This is a genomic window from Methylobacterium sp. FF17 (assembly GCF_025813715.1).
Classification (GTDB): Bacteria; Pseudomonadota; Alphaproteobacteria; order Rhizobiales; family Beijerinckiaceae; genus Methylobacterium; species Methylobacterium flocculans.
In genome coordinates, this window is record NZ_CP107532.1 from 3,511,697 (window position 1) to 3,528,521 (window position 16,825).

Sequence of the window (16,825 nt, forward strand, 5' to 3'; positions counted from 1 at the left end):
ACCGACCGTGACTTGCGCCGGAACGCTCCTTATGAGTGCCCCAGCGCGGTGAAGCCCTTGATCCCAGGACCGTCATCTCATGACCGTCTCGGATCGCGGCCTCCGCCGTGCGGCGCGCGGATGCGACGGACGATGTCCGTGCCTCGCGCTCCGGCGGCCCCCTACGACAGAGTTGTGATGCGATGAGCGGCGTCAACGAGATCCGGTCGACCTTCCTCGACTACTTCGCCAAGGAAGGCCACGAAGTGTTGCCGTCCTCCTCGCTGGTGCCGCGCAACGACCCCACGCTGATGTTCACCAATGCCGGCATGGTGCAGTTCAAGAACGTCTTCACCGGCGTCGAGAAGCGTCCCTACGATCGTGCCACGACGGCGCAGAAATGCGTCCGGGCGGGGGGCAAGCACAACGACCTCGACAATGTGGGCTACACCGCGCGCCACCACACCTTCTTCGAGATGCTCGGCAACTTCTCCTTCGGCGACTACTTCAAGCCGCGGGCGATCGAGCTGGCCTGGAACCTGATCACCAAGGAGTTCGGTCTGTCGAAGGACCGGCTGCTGGTGACGGTCTATGCCGACGACGACGAGGCCGCCGAACTCTGGCGCAAGATCGCGGGCTTCTCCGACGATCGCATCATCCGCATCGGCACCTCCGACAATTTCTGGCAAATGGGCGATACCGGGCCCTGCGGCCCCTGCTCGGAGATCTTCATCGACCAGGGCCCGACGCTCCAGGGCGGACCGCCCGGTTCGCCGGACGAGGACGGCGACCGCTTCCTCGAGTTCTGGAACCTCGTCTTCATGCAGTACGAGCAGATCGAGCCGGGCAACCGCCTCGCCCTGCCGCGCCCGTCCATCGATACCGGGATGGGCCTGGAGCGCATGGCGGCGATCCTCCAGGGCGTGAAGAGCAACTACGACACGGACCTGTTCCGCGCCCTCATCGACGCCGTGAGCCACGCGGTCGGCCGTCCGCCCGAGGCGGGCAACGTCGCCTCCTACCGGGTCATCGCCGACCACCTGCGGGCCGCCTCCTTCCTGGTGGCGGACGGCGTGCTGCCCGGCAATGAGGGCCGGGGCTACGTCCTGCGCCGCATCATGCGCCGCGCCATGCGCCACGCCGAGCTTCTGGGCTCGCGCGAGCCCATGATGTTCCGCCTCGTGCCGACCCTGCTGCGCGAGATGGGACAGGCCTACCCGGAACTGACCCGGGCCGAGGGCCTCATCGCCGAGACCCTGCGCCTGGAGGAGACCCGGTTTCGCCGCACCCTGGAGCGCGGCCTCGCGATCCTGGATGCCGAGACCCGCGACCTCACGTCCGGCCAGAACCTCTCGGGCGAGACCGCCTTCACCCTCTACGACACCTACGGTTTCCCCCTGGACCTGACGCAGGACGCCCTGAAAGCGCGCGGCATCGGCGTCGACACGGATGCCTTCGGCCAGGCGATGGAGCGCCAGCGCAAGGCGGCCCGGGCCGCCTGGACCGGCTCCGGCGAGGCCGCCACCGAAACCGTCTGGTACGGCCTGAAGGAGCGCGTCGGCGCCACCGAGTTCCTCGGCTACGAAACCGAGAGCGCGGAGGGCATCGTCACCGCGCTCCTGCGCGACGGCGCCGAGACCGAGAGCCTGAAGGCCGGCGAAACCGGTCTCGTCCTTGTCAACCAGACGCCGTTCTATGCCGAGTCCGGCGGTCAGGTCGGTGATACCGGCACCCTGTCCGCCGGCGGCCTGACGGCGCGGGTGACGGCCACCGAGAAGAAGCTCGGCGACCTGTTCGTCCACCACGTCACGGTCGATCAGGGCACCTTGTCTCTCAACCAAGCCGTGGAACTCGCGGTCGACAACGGCCGTCGCTCAGCCATCCGCGCGAATCACTCGGCGACCCACCTGCTGCACGAGGCCCTGCGCCAGGTCCTCGGCGACCACGTGGCCCAGAAGGGCTCGCTCGTCTCCGCCGACCGGCTGCGCTTCGATTTCAGCCACCCGAAGCCCATGGACGAGGCCGAGATCCGGGCCGTGGAGGACATCGCCAACGCGGTACTCCTGCAGAACACCCCCGTGGTGACGAAGCTGATGGCGCAGGAGGAGGCCATCGAATCCGGCGCCCGCGCCCTGTTCGGCGAGAAGTACGGCGACGAGGTTCGGGTGGTGTCCATGGGCGCGCCCGTCACGGGTGAGGCCGGGCGTACCAAGGCGTTCTCGGTGGAGCTCTGCGGCGGCACCCATGCGCGCCGCACCGGCGAGATCGGTCAAGTCTCGGTGATCGGCGAGAGCGCGGTCGGCGCCGGCGTGCGTCGCATCGAGGCCCTGACGGCGGAAGCGGCCCGGCGCCACCGCGCCGAGGAGAGCCGCACGCTGACGCAGATCGCCGGCCTCCTGAAGGCCTCAGCGACGGACGTTCCGGACCGCCTCGCGGCCCTGATCGAGGACCGCCGCCGCCTGGAGCGCGAGCTGACCGAGGCGCGCAAGAAGATCGCCATGGGCGGCGCCGGCTCGGGCACGGATGACGGCATCGCCGAGATCGGCGGCGTGAAGGTGATGGCTCGGGTGGTCGAGGGCGTCGAGATGCGCGACCTCAAGAGCTTGGCCGACGAGGGCAAGACCCGCCTCGGCTCCGGCATCGTCGCCATCGTGGGCGTCGCCCCCGACGGCAAGGCCGGGCTCGTGGTCGGCGTGACCCCGGATCTGACGGAGCGCTACGATGCGGTGGCCCTGGTCCGCGCCGGCGCTGGACATCTCGGAGGCAAGGGTGGCGGCGGACGCCGCGACATGGCCCAGGCCGGCGGCCCGGAGGGCGCAGGCGCCCAGGCCGCCATCGAGGCGATTCGAGCAGCCCTGGCGGCCTGAAGCCGAACCACGGCAGAGGCCTTTCGCGCATCGCGGCGCGAGGGCTTCGGCCGTGGGGCTCAGTCCGTCAGTTCGCGCGCTTCCAGGTCTGACTCTTGCAGAACACGCTCATCACGCAGCCTGATACCTCGACCAGGTTCGGACCCTTGATGGTGAGGCTGCCCGAGTAGGTCTTGCCGTCGTTCGGATTGTAGAGCGAGCCCTCGAAGCTGTCGCCGCTGGCGTTGCGCGCGTTCATGATCTCAACGCCCACGAGGCTGCGCGTGCGCAGGGACGGGTCAGGATTCTTCGCGTCGAGACCGGGCCCGGAGACACTCGCGAGGACGCCGCAATAGCCATTGCCGCATCGGCTGATGCGCACCTTCGAGCCGCCGGTCTCCGTCAGCCAGAGGCCGCTGGCGTCGGACGCCTTCTGCGCGGATGCGGTGCCGATCCCGGAGAGAATGGCGCCTCCGACGACGAGACCGATCATTCCTGTGCGGCCGAAGCCTCGCCTCACCGTTCCGATGCCTGCCATGCTGGGGTCCTTGCCTGTTCGGGTACTCGCGGGCGAGGGGCATAGCCCGCACCCCGAGAGGTTGCCAGCCCCCTACGCGGGATGCCCTTCATCGCGCGCCAGGACGGCGCCGATATAGGTCTCTGCGACCTCGCAGAGCGGGAGCCCGTCTTGGCGCAGCAGCAGTGCCTCGATGGCGAAGAGCGGCGCGTGCGGAGCCGCGCTGGCAGGGTGCTCGGCCGCCGGAAGCAGGCGCAGGCCGAGATTACGGCGCGACGGCGCGAGGGCATGCACGACGCGCCCGAACGGCACCTCGCTGGTGTCCAGCAGGGCGTTCATCGCGGTGGTCAGGCGCTCCGGAACGTACCAGTTCTCCGCCTCGGACAGTACGCGGCTTCCGCAGCTGAGGCGCACCCGGCGATAGCGCACCAGGCCGTCGCGGGGCATTTCCAGGCGTTCGCGCTGCGCCGGGGAGGGGGGCCGTTCCGCCCCCGGAACCGCATGGGCGACGAGGCCCGGCGACGATGCGGCGCCGCGCTCGCGGCACCAGTGCTCCAGCACCGCCGTAGCGCTCGGTCCGGCAACGAGGCGAGCGCAGAGTTCCCGCAAGCTGCGCGCCGCGTCATCGGCCGGGATCGCATCGCCGGGAAGGGCTGTCGCCATGAACACCGAACCACGTCCCAACCATCGGCACCGCTCGCCACCATGAAAGCGGCGCGCCGTCAGCACGACGGCATGGCGCACTGCAATACGGAGCGGCGGCGGAAAGGTCTACGACGATGTACGGGGCAGCCGGGAAGGAATTTGGTGGAGCCTAACGGGATCGAACCGATGACCTCTTCCATGCCATGGAAGCGCTCTCCCAGCTGAGCTAAGGCCCCACTTATCGCATCCCGGCATCTGGTATGACCGGGATGGTCGATCGCGGCGGAGAGGTCTGAACCCGTCCGGCGATGGCGGTGATATACGGGGGCTTTCCCCCAGCCTCAAGCCCCTTTTTCACAGGGCACGCCCGCTTTCACGAGAATCCTCGTCCGTGAGCGCGACGCGGGCTCGGCTGATCTCATGCACCAACGCGAAAAAACCGAACGACGAGCGATCGTCGAACGGTTGCCTCTGAAGCGACCCGGGAGTCCTGGTGAAGCGAGATTGGTGGAGCCTAACGGGATCGAACCGATGACCTCTTCCATGCCATGGAAGCGCTCTCCCAGCTGAGCTAAGGCCCCACTCTCAAAGCACCGATCTCTGGATCATCCGGTGCGGTCGTCGGCGGCGGGCTCGTTGCCCGCCGTCGATGGCGGTGATGTACTGGGGCTTTCCCGCCGCCTCAACCCCCTTTCTGGTCCGCCGGCAAACTTTTTTGCCGAGCGGGTGTTTGGGGGCTGATGCGACTTAGCCTTCCTCGTCGCTCTCGATATCGCTGTCGATCAGGTCGGCCACATCGTCGTCGCCGGTGTCTTCCTCCTCGAGGAAGGTGTCGTCGGCATCGTCGTTGCTGTCGCCATCCACGTCCTCGGTGGTGGTGTCCGCGTCGTCCTCGGCCGCCTCGACCTCGTCCAGGGACACGATCTCCGGACCGCCCTTCTCGGCGTCCGTATCTTCGTCGTCATCCGCCGGCACGGCGGCCGCGCGTGCGGCGAGGGCGGGAGCAGCCCGGCCGGAAGCCGCGGCGACCTGGTAGATCGTGCCGCATTTCGGGCAGGTCGGCGGGTCGTTGTCGAGGTCGTAGAACTTGGCGCCGCAGCTCATGCATTGACGCTTCAAGCCGAGTTCCGGTCTGGCCACGGGCGAACCTCTAGTACGTGCGATCTTTTGGGAGAGGCGCCCCGTTAGTCGTGTGGGACGCTCCTGTCAAATTCCGCTGATGGCGGAGGGCGTTCAGCCACGCGTGGCTGCGATTGGGTGCAGATCCGGGCGGGATGGATCTGACGGTCGGATGACGGCAGCGGCTCTGCTGTGGTAACCGGCCCCATCATTGCCGTGGCGGCCTCCGCACATCTGTGCGCCCGCGCCCCTTCATGAAGTCATCGCCCGTGTCCCATGATTCCGAGCCGCAACCCCTGACCGCCCATGCCGGCCTTCCCTTACGTGGAAGCCTGCGCCCGCCGGGCGACAAGTCGATCTCGCACCGGGCGATGATCTTCGGCCTGCTCAGCATCGGCGAGACCAACATTCAGGGCCTGCTGGAAGGTGACGACGTGCTCCGGACCGCCGCCGCGGCCAAGGCCCTCGGCGCCGATGTCGAGCGGGTCGGGGACGGACGCTGGCGCGTGCGCGGCGTGGGGCTCGGTGGCCTCACGGATCCGGAAGACGTGCTCGATTTCGGCAATGCGGGCACCGGGTCGCGCCTCATGATGGGCGTGGTCGGCGGCCAGCCAGTGACGGCGACCTTCGATGGCGACGCCTCCCTGCGCAAGCGCCCGATGCGCCGGATCCTCGATCCCCTGGTCCGCATGGGTGCCGAGGTGGCGAGCGAGGAGGAGGGTGGGCGCGTTCCGCTGACGCTGCGCGGTCCCCGCGAGGCGATTCCGATCACCTACGAGACCCCGGTCGCCTCGGCCCAGATCAAGTCGGCGGTGCTCCTGGCGGGGCTCAATGCGCCGGGCACCACGACGGTGATCGAGGCCGCCGCGACCCGCGACCACACCGAGCGGATGCTGCGCCTGTTCGGCGCTGAGGTGCACGTGGCGCCCCACGGTCCCGATGGTCACGGACGGACCATCACGCTCACCGGCCAGCCGACCTTGCGCGGCGCGAAGGTCATCGTGCCCGCCGACCCGTCCTCAGCGGCCTTTCCCCTCGTCGCGGCCCTGATCGTCCCGGGCTCGGAGGTGGTCCTGGAGGGGGTGATGATGAACCCCCTGCGGATCGGGCTGATCACCACCCTCGTCGAGATGGGCGCCGACATCGAAGCGCTTCGGGAGCGGGAGGAGGGCGGCGAGACCGTGGCGGACCTGCGGGTGCGAGCGAGCCGCCTGAAGGGTGTCGACGTGCCGCCGGAGCGGGCGCCGTCCATGATCGACGAATACCCCGTCCTGGCCGTCGCTGCGGCCTTCGCCGAGGGTACCACGCGGATGCGAGGCCTTCACGAATTGCGGGTGAAGGAATCCGATCGCCTGGCGGCGGTGGCCGATGGCCTCAGCGCCAACGGCGTCGCCTATCTCGTGGACGGCGACGACCTCGTCGTTCACGGCACCGGGGAGCCGGCACGCGGCGGCGGCACCGTGGCCACCCATCTCGACCACCGTATCGCCATGGCCTTCCTCGTCATGGGGCTGGCGACGCCGGAACCGGTCACGGTGGATGACGGCGCGATGATCGCCACGAGCTTCCCGAGCTTCCTGCCGACGATGCAGGCCCTCGGCGGCCGGATCGAGGGTTGAGCGCCATGCCGATGGTGATCGCAATCGACGGGCCGGCCGCCTCCGGCAAGGGCACACTGGCCAAGCGTCTGGCGGCGCATTACGGCCTGCCCCACCTGGACACCGGCCTGCTCTACCGGGCCGTGGCCCTGACCGTGATCGACGCGGGCCACAACCTCGACGACCATCAGGCGGCCGCGCGCGCCGCCGCGACCCTGATCGCCGACCGACTCGCAGATCCCCGCCTGCGCGAGCGCGCCATGGGGGAGGCGGCCTCGCGCATCTCGGCCGTGCCGGCCGTCCGCTCGGCACTTCTCGCTTGGCAGCAGCGCTTCGCCGGGGATTCCAGCGGAGCGGTGCTGGACGGGCGCGACATCGGCACGGTGGTCTGCCCCAACGCGCAGGTGAAGCTGTTCATCACCGCGGCGCCCGAGGAGCGGGCCCGGCGCCGGCATCTCGAATTGCTGCGGCGCGGGGAGTCGGCGACGCTGGGCGCCATCCTCGACGACATCGTCGCCCGAGACGCCCGCGACGCGCAGCGCTCGACCGCGCCCCTGAAGGCAGCGGCCGACGCCGTCATCCTAGATACGACCGACCTTGATGCCGAAGAAGCCTTCGCGGCCGCCCGCGCCGTCGTGGACCGCGCCCGTCCGCATTGACGAGTGCAGGACAGGGTCGGCCACCGCGAGCCCCGCCGGAAATCATCCGGCGGGCGCCCCGGTCCGATCAGCCGCGCTGATCGATCGCGACGTATTCGCGTTTGTCGGGACCGATATAGAGCTGACGCGGACGACCGATCTTCTGCGACGGATCCTCGATCATCTCGGCCCACTGGGCGATCCAGCCCGTTGTGCGGGCCAGCGCGAACAGCACCGTGAACATCGAGGTCGGGAAGCCCATCGCCTTGAGGGTGATGCCCGAGTAGAAATCGATGTTCGGGTAGAGCTTCTTCTCGATGAAATAATCGTCCTTGAGGGCGATCTGCTCCAGCTGCACGGCGACTTCCAGCAGCGGGTCGTCCTTGATGCCGAGCTGGCCCAGGACCTCATGGGTGGTCTTCTGCATGATCCGGGCGCGCGGATCGTAGTTCTTGTAGACCCGGTGGCCGAAGCCCATCAGGCGGAACGGGTCGTTCTTATCCTTGGCCTTGGCCACGTACTTGGCGACGTTCTCCGGGTGCCCGATCTCCTCGAGCATCTTCAGGGCGGCCTCGTTCGCGCCGCCATGGGCGGGGCCCCACAGGCAGGCGATGCCGGCGGCGATACACGCGAAGGGGTTCGCGCCCGAGGAGCCAGCGAGACGGACCGTGGAGGTCGAGGCGTTCTGCTCGTGGTCGGCGTGCAGGATGAAGATCCGATCCAGAGCGCGCGCGAAGATCGGGTTGATCTTGAACTCTTCGCACGGGACAGCGAAGCACATCCGCAGGAAGTTCGAAGTGTAGTCGAGGTCGTTTTTCGGATACACGAAAGGCTGGCCAATGTGATACTTGTAGGCCATCGCCGCAAGGGTCGGCATCTTGGCGATCATGCGCATGGACGCGACCATGCGCTGCTGGTCGTCCGAGATGTCGGTCGAGTCATGATAGAAGGCCGAGAGCGCACCGACGCAGGCGACCATGATCGCCATCGGGTGGGCGTCGCGGCGGAAGCCCTGGAAGAAGCGGTTCATCTGGTCATGCACCATGGTGTGGCGCGTGATCCGGTAGTCGAAATCGGCCTTCTGGGCCGGGGTCGGCAACTCGCCGAACAGCATCAGGTAGCAGGTCTCGAGGAAATCGCCCTGCTCGGCGATCTGCTCGATGGGATAGCCGCGATAGAGGAGAACACCCGCATCGCCGTCGATGTAGGTGATCTTCGACTCGCAGGAGGCGGTCGAGGTGAAGCCGGGATCGAAGGTGAACTTGCCGGTCTTGGCGTAGAGCTTGCCGATGTCGATGACGTCCGGACCGATCGTGCCGGTCTTGATCGGAAGCTCGACGTGGTCGTCGCCCACGGTGATCGTGCTGGAGGCGCTCATGGAGACCTGGATCCTTTCGTGGCAGCGGGGCGGCGCCGGCCCGCGTGGCGATGGACTCGACCACCCGGACCCGGGACGCAAATACAGCGCATGCTGCACTTGCTCACACGAGCATCGGGGTAGCGGATCGGCGGACCCTCATCAACCGAAGGGCCGCCAATCACCGGAGCGCAAGCGAAATCCAGACCGATTTGTCAGCCCTTCTTTGCGTGATGCTGGCGCCGACGACCCCGGATGCAACCGTCAGATGCCGGCTTGGTCCTGCAGGCGGGACAGGCATTCCTCGCGCCCCAGCACCGCCATCACGTCGAAGACGGGCGGGGAGGTCGCACGGCCGGTGAGCGCCGCTCTGAGCGGCTGCGCGATCTGTCCGAGTTTGAGTGCGTTCGCCTCCGCGAAGGAGCGGACGGCCCCTTCCGTGGTAGCCGCACTCCAGTCCGGCAGCGCCTCCAGGGCGGGGAGCAGAGCGGCGAGGCGAGCGCGGGCCTCGTCGCCGAGCAGCCCCTTTGCTTTCTCGTCCGGCACCAAGGGACGCGAGGCCGTGAGGTAGTAGGCGCTGTCGAGGAGTTCGACGAGGGTCTTGGCGCGCTCCTTGAGCCCGGGCATCGCCGCGGTGAGCTTGTCGCGAAGTTCCTCCGAGAGCGGCACCGCGATGCCTCGGGACGGGCCCAGTGCCGGCAGCACGTCCTCGATGGCCCGGACGAGGTCGGCATCCGCCGCCCCCCGGATGTAGAGGCCGTTCAGGTTCTCGAGTTTGGCGAAATCGAAGCGCGCGGGTGATCGGCCAATGGCCTTCAGGTCGAAGGCCGCGATCATCTCATCGGTGGAGAACACCTCCTGGTCGCCGTGGCTCCAGCCGAGGCGAACGAGGTAGTTGCGCAGGGCCGCCGGCAGGTAGCCGAGGTCGCGGTAGGCATCGACGCCCAGAGCCCCGTGGCGCTTCGAGAGTTTCGCGCCGTCGGCGCCATGGATGAGCGGGATATGCGCCATGGCAGGGGCCGCCCAGCCGAGGGCATCGAAGATCTGGCGCTGGCGTGCGGCGTTGGTCAGATGATCGTCACCGCGAATCACCTGGGTGACACCCATGTCGTGATCGTCCACGACGACGGCGAGCATGTAGGTCGGGTTGCCGTCCGAGCGCAGCAGGACGAGGTCGTCGAGGTCCTTGTTCTGCCAGACGACCCGGCCCTGTACCCCGTCCTCCACCACCGTTTCGCCCTCCGTCGGCGCCCGCAGGCGAATCACCGGCTTGACGCCGGCCGGCGCCTCGGAGGGATCGCGGTCGCGCCAGCGCCCGTCGTAACGCAGGGGGCGCCCCTCGGCGCGCGCCGTCTCGCGCATCGCCGTGAGTTCTTCCGGGGTGGCGTAGCAGCGGTAGGCATTGCCGGAGGCGAGCAGGCTCTCGGCCACCTCGCGGTGCCGGTCCGCACGGGCGTACTGGTAGATCACGTCCCCGTCCCAATCGAGGCCGAGCCAGCGCATCCCGTCGAGGATCGCATCGATCGCGCCCTGCGTGGAGCGCTCGCGATCGGTATCCTCGATGCGCAGCAGCATGCGGCCGCCGAAGCGACGGGCGTAGAGCCAGTTGAACAGGGCCGTGCGGGCCCCGCCGATGTGCAGGTAGCCCGTAGGCGAGGGGGCAAAGCGCGTGACGACGGCTGACGACATCAATCTTGACTTGAAGTGGCTGTTGGAACGGGCGGGAGGCGGATCGACCGGCCCGGGAACGCGCGTGTAGCATGCGCGACGCGGGGCGTTAAGAAAACGTATCGTCCCACGCCGCTCTCGGGGCGCGGCTCGGAGGTCGCGGCGATGGCGCAGGCGCGGAAGGCGGCGGTGGCGGAGCGGTTCGCCCGCTTGGCCGCCGTGCGCCGGCCGTGGGTTGAGCCTGTCCGTGCCTGGCTGGAAGCCGGCTGGACCCGCGAAATCGAGCAGCGCCGCCTGTTCCCCTGGCTCGCCGTCGCCTTCGCCCTCGGCATCCTGGTGTTCTTCACGGAGACGCAGGGCCAGCCCGCTCTGGCCGCGCCCCTCGTCGCCGCTGCCGGCCTCGCCGGTCTCACGCCCTTCCTGGCGACCCGGCCGATGGCCATGGCCCTGGTGCTTGCAGCCATCGCTGCGTTCCTTGGCTTCGCGGCAGCGACGCTCCGGGTGCAGCGCGTGGCCGGCCCGATCCTGTCGCGAACGACGATCGCGCCCCTGACTGGGACGATCGAAGGGCTGGACGAGCGCGACGAGGGTGCACGCCTGATCGTACGGGTAGAGGGCTTCGGCACGCTCGGGCCGGAGACGCGACCGACCCGGGTGCGGGTCTCCTACCGCAAGGCCATGATCCTCAAGCCGGGAGATCGGATCTCCGCCACCGCGCGGCTCCTCCCACCCCCGGAAGCCGCGCGGCCCGGCGGCTACGACTTCGCACGCGATGCGTTCTTTCGCGGAATCGGCGCGGTCGGGTCACTCGTCGGCAAGATCGAAGTCCTGCCACCGCACGATACGGTGCCATGGCAGGCCCGCCTCGCATCGACGATCGATGCGGCTCGCAACGCGCTTACGCGGCGCATCACCGATGCCAATGGCGGTCAGGCCGGGGCCGTGGCGGCCGCCCTGGTCACCGGAAAGCGCGGCCTCATCAGCGGCGCGACCAACGATGTCCTGCGGGCGGCGGGCATCTATCACGTGGTTTCGATCTCCGGGCTCCACATGGTGCTGGCGGCCGGCGTGGTCTTCTGGCTGGTCCGCGCCATCCTCGCCCTGGTGCCGTTCCTCGCATTGCACTGGCCGATCAAGAAGATCGCTGCCGCCTGCGCGATGCTCGGCGTGACGGCCTACTGCGTCTTCTCAGGGTGGGATATCGCCGCCGAACGTTCCCTCATCATGACGCTGGTGATGCTGGGCGCCATTTTGGTGGACCGCCCCGCCCTGAGCATGCGCAACCTCGCTCTGGCGGCGCTGATCGCCCTCACGCGGGAGCCGGAAGGTGTCCTGGGGCCGAGCTTCCAGATGTCGTTCGGAGCCGTCGCCGGCCTCATCGCCTGTGCGCCGCTGCTCGGCGGCCATGCGTTCCGGCGCGACGGCGCAGGTCGTTTCGCCCGCGCCGTCGGATGGCTGCTCGCCGCCATTGTCGGAACGCTGGCCACCACCCTGGTGGCACAGATCGCTACGGCGCCCTTCGCGACCTACCATTTTCAGACGGTGCAGCCCTTCGGCCTCGTGGGAAATGCCCTGACCCTGCCGCTGGTCTCCCTGGCGGTGATGCCCGCCGCCGTGCTCGGAATCCTGGCCTATCCCTTCGCCCTCGATCAGCCGGTCTGGTGGGCGATGGGGCTGGCAGTGCGGGGGATGCTCACGATCTCGACTTGGATTGCCGAGTTCGGACATGCGACCTACGTCGTACCCGCATACGGCACCGGCGCACTGGCTCTGCTCGCCTGCGCCGTCGTCATGCTCACCCTGCCAGCGTCGTCCCTGCGCTGGCTCGGTCTGATCCCGGCCATCGTCGGCATCGGCCTCGCAGTCCGGCCTGACCGGTACGACCTCTATATCGACCGTGATGGCGCCGGCGCGGCGATCCGCGACCGAACCGGGCGCCTCGCGATGCTCGGTCGCCCCCCGGCCTTCGTGCTCGAACAATGGCTCAAGGCGGATGGCGACGGCAGAAAAGCAGCGGACATCAAGGCATCTCCGGCCGCGCGTTGCGACCGTCTGGGCTGTACCCTGCAGATGAGCGACGGGCGCACAATCGCACTTGCGACCGACAAGCGAGCGCTGCCCGAGGATTGCGCCAGGGCCGACATCCTGATCACGCAACGGGAGGCTCCGCCCGGTTGCGCGGCCAAAGTGATCGTCGACCGTGCCTTCCTCAAGACCCACGGGGCGACAGCGATCAGACTGACCCGTGACGGGCCCATCGTGACGACGGCACGTCGTCCCGGCGAAACGGTGCCGTGGCGCACGTCAAGCACACCCCCGGTGGCCGTCTCAGAGCCCACCACGCCCAGCCTGCCCACGAAATCCGGATCGAACACGCCGAACGCGGAGGACGCCGACGCCGGACCCGACGACGAGGCTCAGTAGCGTCGAACGAGACTGACCAACCGTCCCTGGATCTGCACACGATCCGGCCCGAGCACACGGGTTTCATAGGCGGGATTGGCCGCCTCCAGCGCGATGGACGAACCCCGGCGGCGCAGGCGCTTCAGGGTCGCTTCCTCGTCGTCGATCAGCGCCACGATGATGTCGCCGGTATTCGCCGTGTCCTGCTTGCGGATGACCACGAGGTCACCGTCCAGGATGCCCGCATCGACCATCGAATCGCCCCGCACCTCGAGGGCGTAATGCTCGCCACCGGCGAGGAAATCCGGAGACATCGTCACCGAGTGACTCTGCTCCTGAATGGCGGCGATGGGCGTACCGGCCGCGATCCGACCCATGACGGGAATCGTGACCGCCCGGCCGCTCTCATCCATCGCCTGCGTGGTCGGCAGACGGGACACCGACGCGCCCGCCGGGGGAGCCTTGCCCTTGCCGCCCTCGACCACGCTCGGAGTAAACCGACGCGGCTCCGATGGAACGCTGCTGCGTCCGCCGACAGCGTCGCCGCTCAAGCTCTCCGGCATACGAATTACTTCGATGGCCCGGGCCCGGTTCGGCAGCCTGCGCAGGAAGCCGCGCTCCTCGAGCGCTGTGATCAGGCGATGGATGCCGGACTTCGACTTGAGATCCAGCGCATCCTTCATTTCGTCGAAGGAGGGAGGAACGCCGCTCTCGCGCATCCGGTGCTGGATGAACTGGAGCAAATCCAGTTGCTTACGCGTCAACATGCGGAACACTCTTCGTTGGAGCCGTGGGCTGCGGCGTGCGACCGCAGAAACAAACCACGAACACGTTAAACGTTCCGCAAGTGTTCTGCAAGAGTTCCCATATGACGCCGAAACTTGCGTCTATCGGAGCAGGGCGCGCCGGCCTTAGGCGGATCAATGGCGGCGGAGCTATCGTTCCGGCGAGGGTCCCCAAGGAACCGCCCGTGGCAGGGGACACACGGCGGCGCAACAGAATTGCGGGAAGACCATCGCGATCATCGCCCCTGGAACGGGGTGAAACGGAGCGAGATTCACACCAGGTTCAGCGTCGAGGCGAGAAGGCAGCGGAAGTGTGGTGCTTCACAAAGCTCGCGATCCGGCGGCCAAGCGGATCACGGTGTGAGAAACTCGACGTATTAAGTAGAGACGATCGAGGTCGGCTGCCCGTCAGCTGCCCCGTGGATCAGTGACATCATCGAAGCTGTAAAGCGGCGCGCGAAATCGCGAGTACCGCAGCCTAACCTTCAGCAGCTCCACGGGAAGAACCTTCGCGGCCTGCGAGGGGGATCCCGCCACAGGAAGCCCAATGGTCCGCACAGCCGACGCGCCTGATGCCTTGCGCAGCAGCGACGTCGCCGTCGGTTGCGCAGATCGGCTTGGACCGGACCAACGCCTCAGGGCTGCTCGGCACCGTAGAATTTCGGATCGAGGGCGGCCAGAGCCAGAAGGGCCGGGGTCATGACGACACCGGCGACGCGCATGGTGCGTGCGGCGGCGCGGCAGGCCACCTGATCGTTCGAGGCGGCAGCCGTTTCGATCCGGCTGATGACCGCTTCATCCGGCTTCGGGCTCGGGGCGGACGCGGCCGGGGCGGGCGGGCTCTTCGCGGCAGCATTGGCATGCGCCAACGTGGCCTTGCCATCGCTTGTCCCGGGACGCGCGTCGGCCGTCGGAGCCTGGGTCTCCGGCTTGGTCGGCCCGCTTAGCCCGGAACTCTGCTGCGTCGGCCCACCGGACGACGAAGGTTGACCGTCACTCTTGCCGGAGGCGTTCGAGACGGCGGTCGATTGCGATGCCGGCGTCGCGGCTTCCTGCTTCTTCTCCTCCGGCTTCTTCACGAAGGCCACGAGTTCCTGGCACAGGTTCGCCGGGCCGCGGGCGGGCGCCGCATCCTGCGCGGACGCCGTTTGCACGGAGAGGCTCGTCGACAAGAGGAGCGCGGCGATGGAGAGGCGGTGGATCATGCTCGGTCCCCTGGTTCCGGACTCGTTGCGCGGCCGTACCCGTGCGGTGCACGGGACGTCGTTCGGGTTTCAGGAGCGCTTCGGATGCGAGGGTTCACCGGTCGCCTTGCCGTGCGCCGATTCACCGGTGTCGTTGGTGTTCGGATCGCCGGTCCACTTCTCGCCGACGAGGTTGGTGCCAGGCTCCGACACCCGTGCCCCCGTGGTCGCGAAGGCCTGGTAGGCGAACGTCTGATTGCTGGTCAGGGCGTACATGGCCAGGACGCCGAGGCCGATGGCGGCAATCACGGCGACGATGAAGGCTTTCATGGTCGTAATCCTCGTCGCCGCCCGAGCGGCCTGGCAGATTATTCAGCGGGAGCGGGGTGGCGACCCCGACCCAATTGCGGGCCGCTCGCGGTCTTCGCCTGCTCCTGCTCGACCCAGAGGTCGTGGTGGGCGCGCGCCCAGGCAAGATCGACCTCGCCGCTGCCCATGGCATCGTAGGCGCCCTTCATGCCGAGCGTGCCGATGTAGATGTGCGCCAGGATGCCGGCGATGAACACGATGCCGATCAGCGAGTGAATGACCTGCATCACCTGCATGCCGTTGATGTCGAGGAGCGCGAACGGGAACAGCATCATCAGGCCGGTGACGCCCATGGCGGCACCGAAGCCCGCGACCATCCAGAACACGCCCTTCTGGCCGGCGTTGAAGCGGGCCGCGTGGGGGTGCTTCTTGCCGATGAAGCCGCCGCCCGCCTTGATCCAGGCCCAATCGATGCGGTTCGGGATGTTGTCCTTGATCCAGACCACGAACATCATCACCACACCGAACATGAACGGCCAGGCGAGATAGACGTGGCTGTACTTGGCCCATTGGGCGATGGCGCCGAACGCCTCGGGTCCGATCAGGGGCATCAGCAGGCGCTTGCCGAAGATGTAGTTCAGGCCGGACAGCGAGAGGATGATGAAGCAGACGGCCGTCATCCAGTGGGTGAAGCGCTCGAAGGCATTGAACCGCAGGATCTTCCGGCCGGATTCCTGGGTGTCGTCGGTGAGGATGCGTCCGCGCCAGAGGAAGAACCCGCCGAGCGCGGCGATCATTCCGAGGATGAAGGCCGCACCGATCCAGGGCAGGTAGCCCTCGCGGAACGACTGGTACTCGCGGCCCTGCGGCTGGATCAGGTTCGCCGCCTTGCCGTCCGGAATGCTGATGCGGCCCTGGATCTTGGAACCCTGCTTGAACAGGAATTCCTCGTTGACGGAGTCGGCCGTGGGCTTGGCACCCATCGGGTTCAGCCCGTCCTGCTGCTGCGGGTTCTGCGCCCGCGCGGGCTCGAACGCCGCCGGAGCGGCCAGGAGCGTCGTGGCGAGGACGAGGGTGCTGAGTAGCGTGACTGCCCGCCGCATCGGCGTTCCTTTCGAGTGGCGTGTCGTCTCGGGATCGCCGTGAGCCGGCGATCCCAGGATCGGTGTCGTGGCGATCAGATCGCCACGGTCTCGCGATAGGCCGTCTTCCAGCCCCAGGCTCCGGAGCCGTAGCCGCGCTTGACCACGCGCTGCTTGTAGATCTCAGCGATCATCTCGCCGTCACCGGCCAGCAGCGCCTTGGTCGAGCACATCTCCGCGCAGAGGGGGAGCTTGCCCTCGGCAAGGCGGTTCGAGCCGTACTTCTCGTACTCCGCCACCGAGAGGTCCGGCTCCGGGCCGCCGGAGCAGTAGGTGCACTTGTCCATCTTGCCGCGCGAACCGAAGTTCCCGACGCGCGGGTACTGGGGCGCACCGAACGGGCAGGCGTAGAAGCAGTAGCCGCAGCCGATGCAGATGTCCTTGGAGTGCAGCACCACCGCATCCGCCGTGGTGTAGAAGCAGTTCACCGGACACACGGCGGCGCAGGGCGCGTCGGTGCAATGCATGCACGCCATGGAGACCGAGCGCTCGCCCGGCTTTCCGTCGTTCAGCGTCACCACGCGACGGCGGTTGATGCCCCAGGGCACCTCGTGCTCGTTCTTGCACGCGGTGACGCAGGCGTTGCACTCGATGCAACGGTCAGCGTCACAGAGGAACTTCATACGGGCCATAGT

The 16,825-nt window shown here is 68.0% G+C and carries 14 protein-coding genes and 2 tRNA genes; 4 read left to right on the forward strand and 12 right to left on the reverse strand.

Annotated elements, in window-relative coordinates; genetic code table 11:
* Window positions 1-182: 182 nt before the first annotated feature.
* The gene (gene alaS, locus OF380_RS16575; protein WP_264045849.1) at window positions 183-2,846 is read left to right on the forward strand and encodes an alanine--tRNA ligase; all 2,664 of its coding nucleotides are present in this window, start codon (window positions 183-185) and stop codon (window positions 2,844-2,846) included.
* Window positions 2,847-2,913: 67 nt separating this feature from the next.
* Here alaS and OF380_RS16580 read toward each other — a convergent pair whose 3' ends face one another.
* From OF380_RS16580 to OF380_RS16600, 5 genes are all read right to left on the reverse strand, one after another.
* A complete protein-coding gene (locus OF380_RS16580) occupies window positions 2,914-3,318 on the reverse strand; it encodes a DUF2147 domain-containing protein (protein ID WP_264051354.1) in 405 nt (134 codons plus the stop codon).
* A 117-nt stretch (window positions 3,319-3,435) separates the two neighbouring features.
* Window positions 3,436-4,005, reverse strand: a complete 570-nt coding sequence (locus OF380_RS16585) for a hypothetical protein (protein ID WP_264045850.1) — start codon at window positions 4,003-4,005, stop codon at window positions 3,436-3,438.
* Between the two features lie 142 nt (window positions 4,006-4,147).
* Window positions 4,148-4,223: transfer RNA gene (locus OF380_RS16590), tRNA-Ala, on the reverse strand.
* Between the two features lie 269 nt (window positions 4,224-4,492).
* Window positions 4,493-4,568 (reverse strand) — tRNA-Ala (locus OF380_RS16595).
* Window positions 4,569-4,734: 166 nt separating this feature from the next.
* Window positions 4,735-5,091 carry an FYDLN acid domain-containing protein gene (locus OF380_RS16600; RefSeq protein ID WP_264051355.1) on the reverse strand — a complete coding sequence of 119 codons (357 nt, stop codon included), beginning with the start codon at window positions 5,089-5,091 and terminating at the stop codon, window positions 4,735-4,737.
* Window positions 5,092-5,375: 284 nt separating this feature from the next.
* Here OF380_RS16600 and aroA point away from each other — a divergent pair, with 284 nt between their 5' ends.
* Together aroA and cmk are read left to right on the forward strand one after the other, a co-directional pair.
* On the forward strand, window positions 5,376-6,725 hold the full coding sequence (gene aroA / locus OF380_RS16605) for a 3-phosphoshikimate 1-carboxyvinyltransferase (protein WP_264045852.1): 1,350 nt from the start codon (window positions 5,376-5,378) through the stop codon (window positions 6,723-6,725).
* Window positions 6,726-6,730: 5 nt separating this feature from the next.
* Entirely contained in the window at window positions 6,731-7,363 is a 633-nt protein-coding gene (gene cmk, locus OF380_RS16610) for a (d)CMP kinase (RefSeq protein ID WP_264051356.1), read from the forward strand.
* A gap of 67 nt (window positions 7,364-7,430) precedes the next feature.
* Here the strand turns inward: cmk and gltA are convergent, their stop codons facing one another.
* Together gltA and gltX are read right to left on the reverse strand one after the other, a co-directional pair.
* The gene (gltA, locus tag OF380_RS16615; RefSeq protein WP_264045854.1) at window positions 7,431-8,720 is read right to left on the reverse strand and encodes a citrate synthase; all 1,290 of its coding nucleotides are present in this window, start codon (window positions 8,718-8,720) and stop codon (window positions 7,431-7,433) included.
* A gap of 243 nt (window positions 8,721-8,963) precedes the next feature.
* On the reverse strand, window positions 8,964-10,388 hold the full coding sequence (gene gltX / locus OF380_RS16620; RefSeq protein WP_264045856.1) for a glutamate--tRNA ligase: 1,425 nt from the start codon (window positions 10,386-10,388) through the stop codon (window positions 8,964-8,966).
* Between the two features lie 144 nt (window positions 10,389-10,532).
* Here gltX and OF380_RS16625 point away from each other — a divergent pair, with 144 nt between their 5' ends.
* Window positions 10,533-12,791, forward strand: a complete 2,259-nt coding sequence (locus OF380_RS16625; protein WP_264045858.1) for a ComEC/Rec2 family competence protein — start codon at window positions 10,533-10,535, stop codon at window positions 12,789-12,791.
* Here OF380_RS16625 and lexA read toward each other — a convergent pair.
* The 5 genes from lexA to fdh3B all read right to left on the reverse strand — a co-directional run bounded on the left by lexA (window position 12,785) and on the right by fdh3B (window position 16,822).
* Window positions 12,785-13,537: a transcriptional repressor LexA gene (lexA, locus tag OF380_RS16630; protein ID WP_264045859.1), complete on the reverse strand. Its 753-nt coding sequence runs from the start codon at window positions 13,535-13,537 to the stop codon at window positions 12,785-12,787. The two genes, OF380_RS16625 and lexA, sit on opposite strands and share 7 nt — an antisense overlap.
* 653 nt (window positions 13,538-14,190) lie before the next feature.
* Window positions 14,191-14,760 carry a hypothetical protein gene (locus tag OF380_RS16635; RefSeq protein WP_264045861.1) on the reverse strand — a complete coding sequence of 190 codons (570 nt, stop codon included), beginning with the start codon at window positions 14,758-14,760 and terminating at the stop codon, window positions 14,191-14,193.
* A gap of 69 nt (window positions 14,761-14,829) precedes the next feature.
* A complete protein-coding gene (locus OF380_RS16640; protein ID WP_264045863.1) occupies window positions 14,830-15,069 on the reverse strand; it encodes a hypothetical protein in 240 nt (79 codons plus the stop codon).
* Between the two features lie 38 nt (window positions 15,070-15,107).
* Window positions 15,108-16,151 carry a formate dehydrogenase subunit gamma gene (locus tag OF380_RS16645; RefSeq protein ID WP_264045865.1) on the reverse strand — a complete coding sequence of 348 codons (1,044 nt, stop codon included), beginning with the start codon at window positions 16,149-16,151 and terminating at the stop codon, window positions 15,108-15,110.
* Between the two features lie 74 nt (window positions 16,152-16,225).
* The gene (gene fdh3B / locus OF380_RS16650) at window positions 16,226-16,822 is read right to left on the reverse strand and encodes a formate dehydrogenase FDH3 subunit beta (RefSeq protein WP_056092144.1); all 597 of its coding nucleotides are present in this window, start codon (window positions 16,820-16,822) and stop codon (window positions 16,226-16,228) included.
* Between the last annotated feature and the right edge of the window lie 3 nt (window positions 16,823-16,825).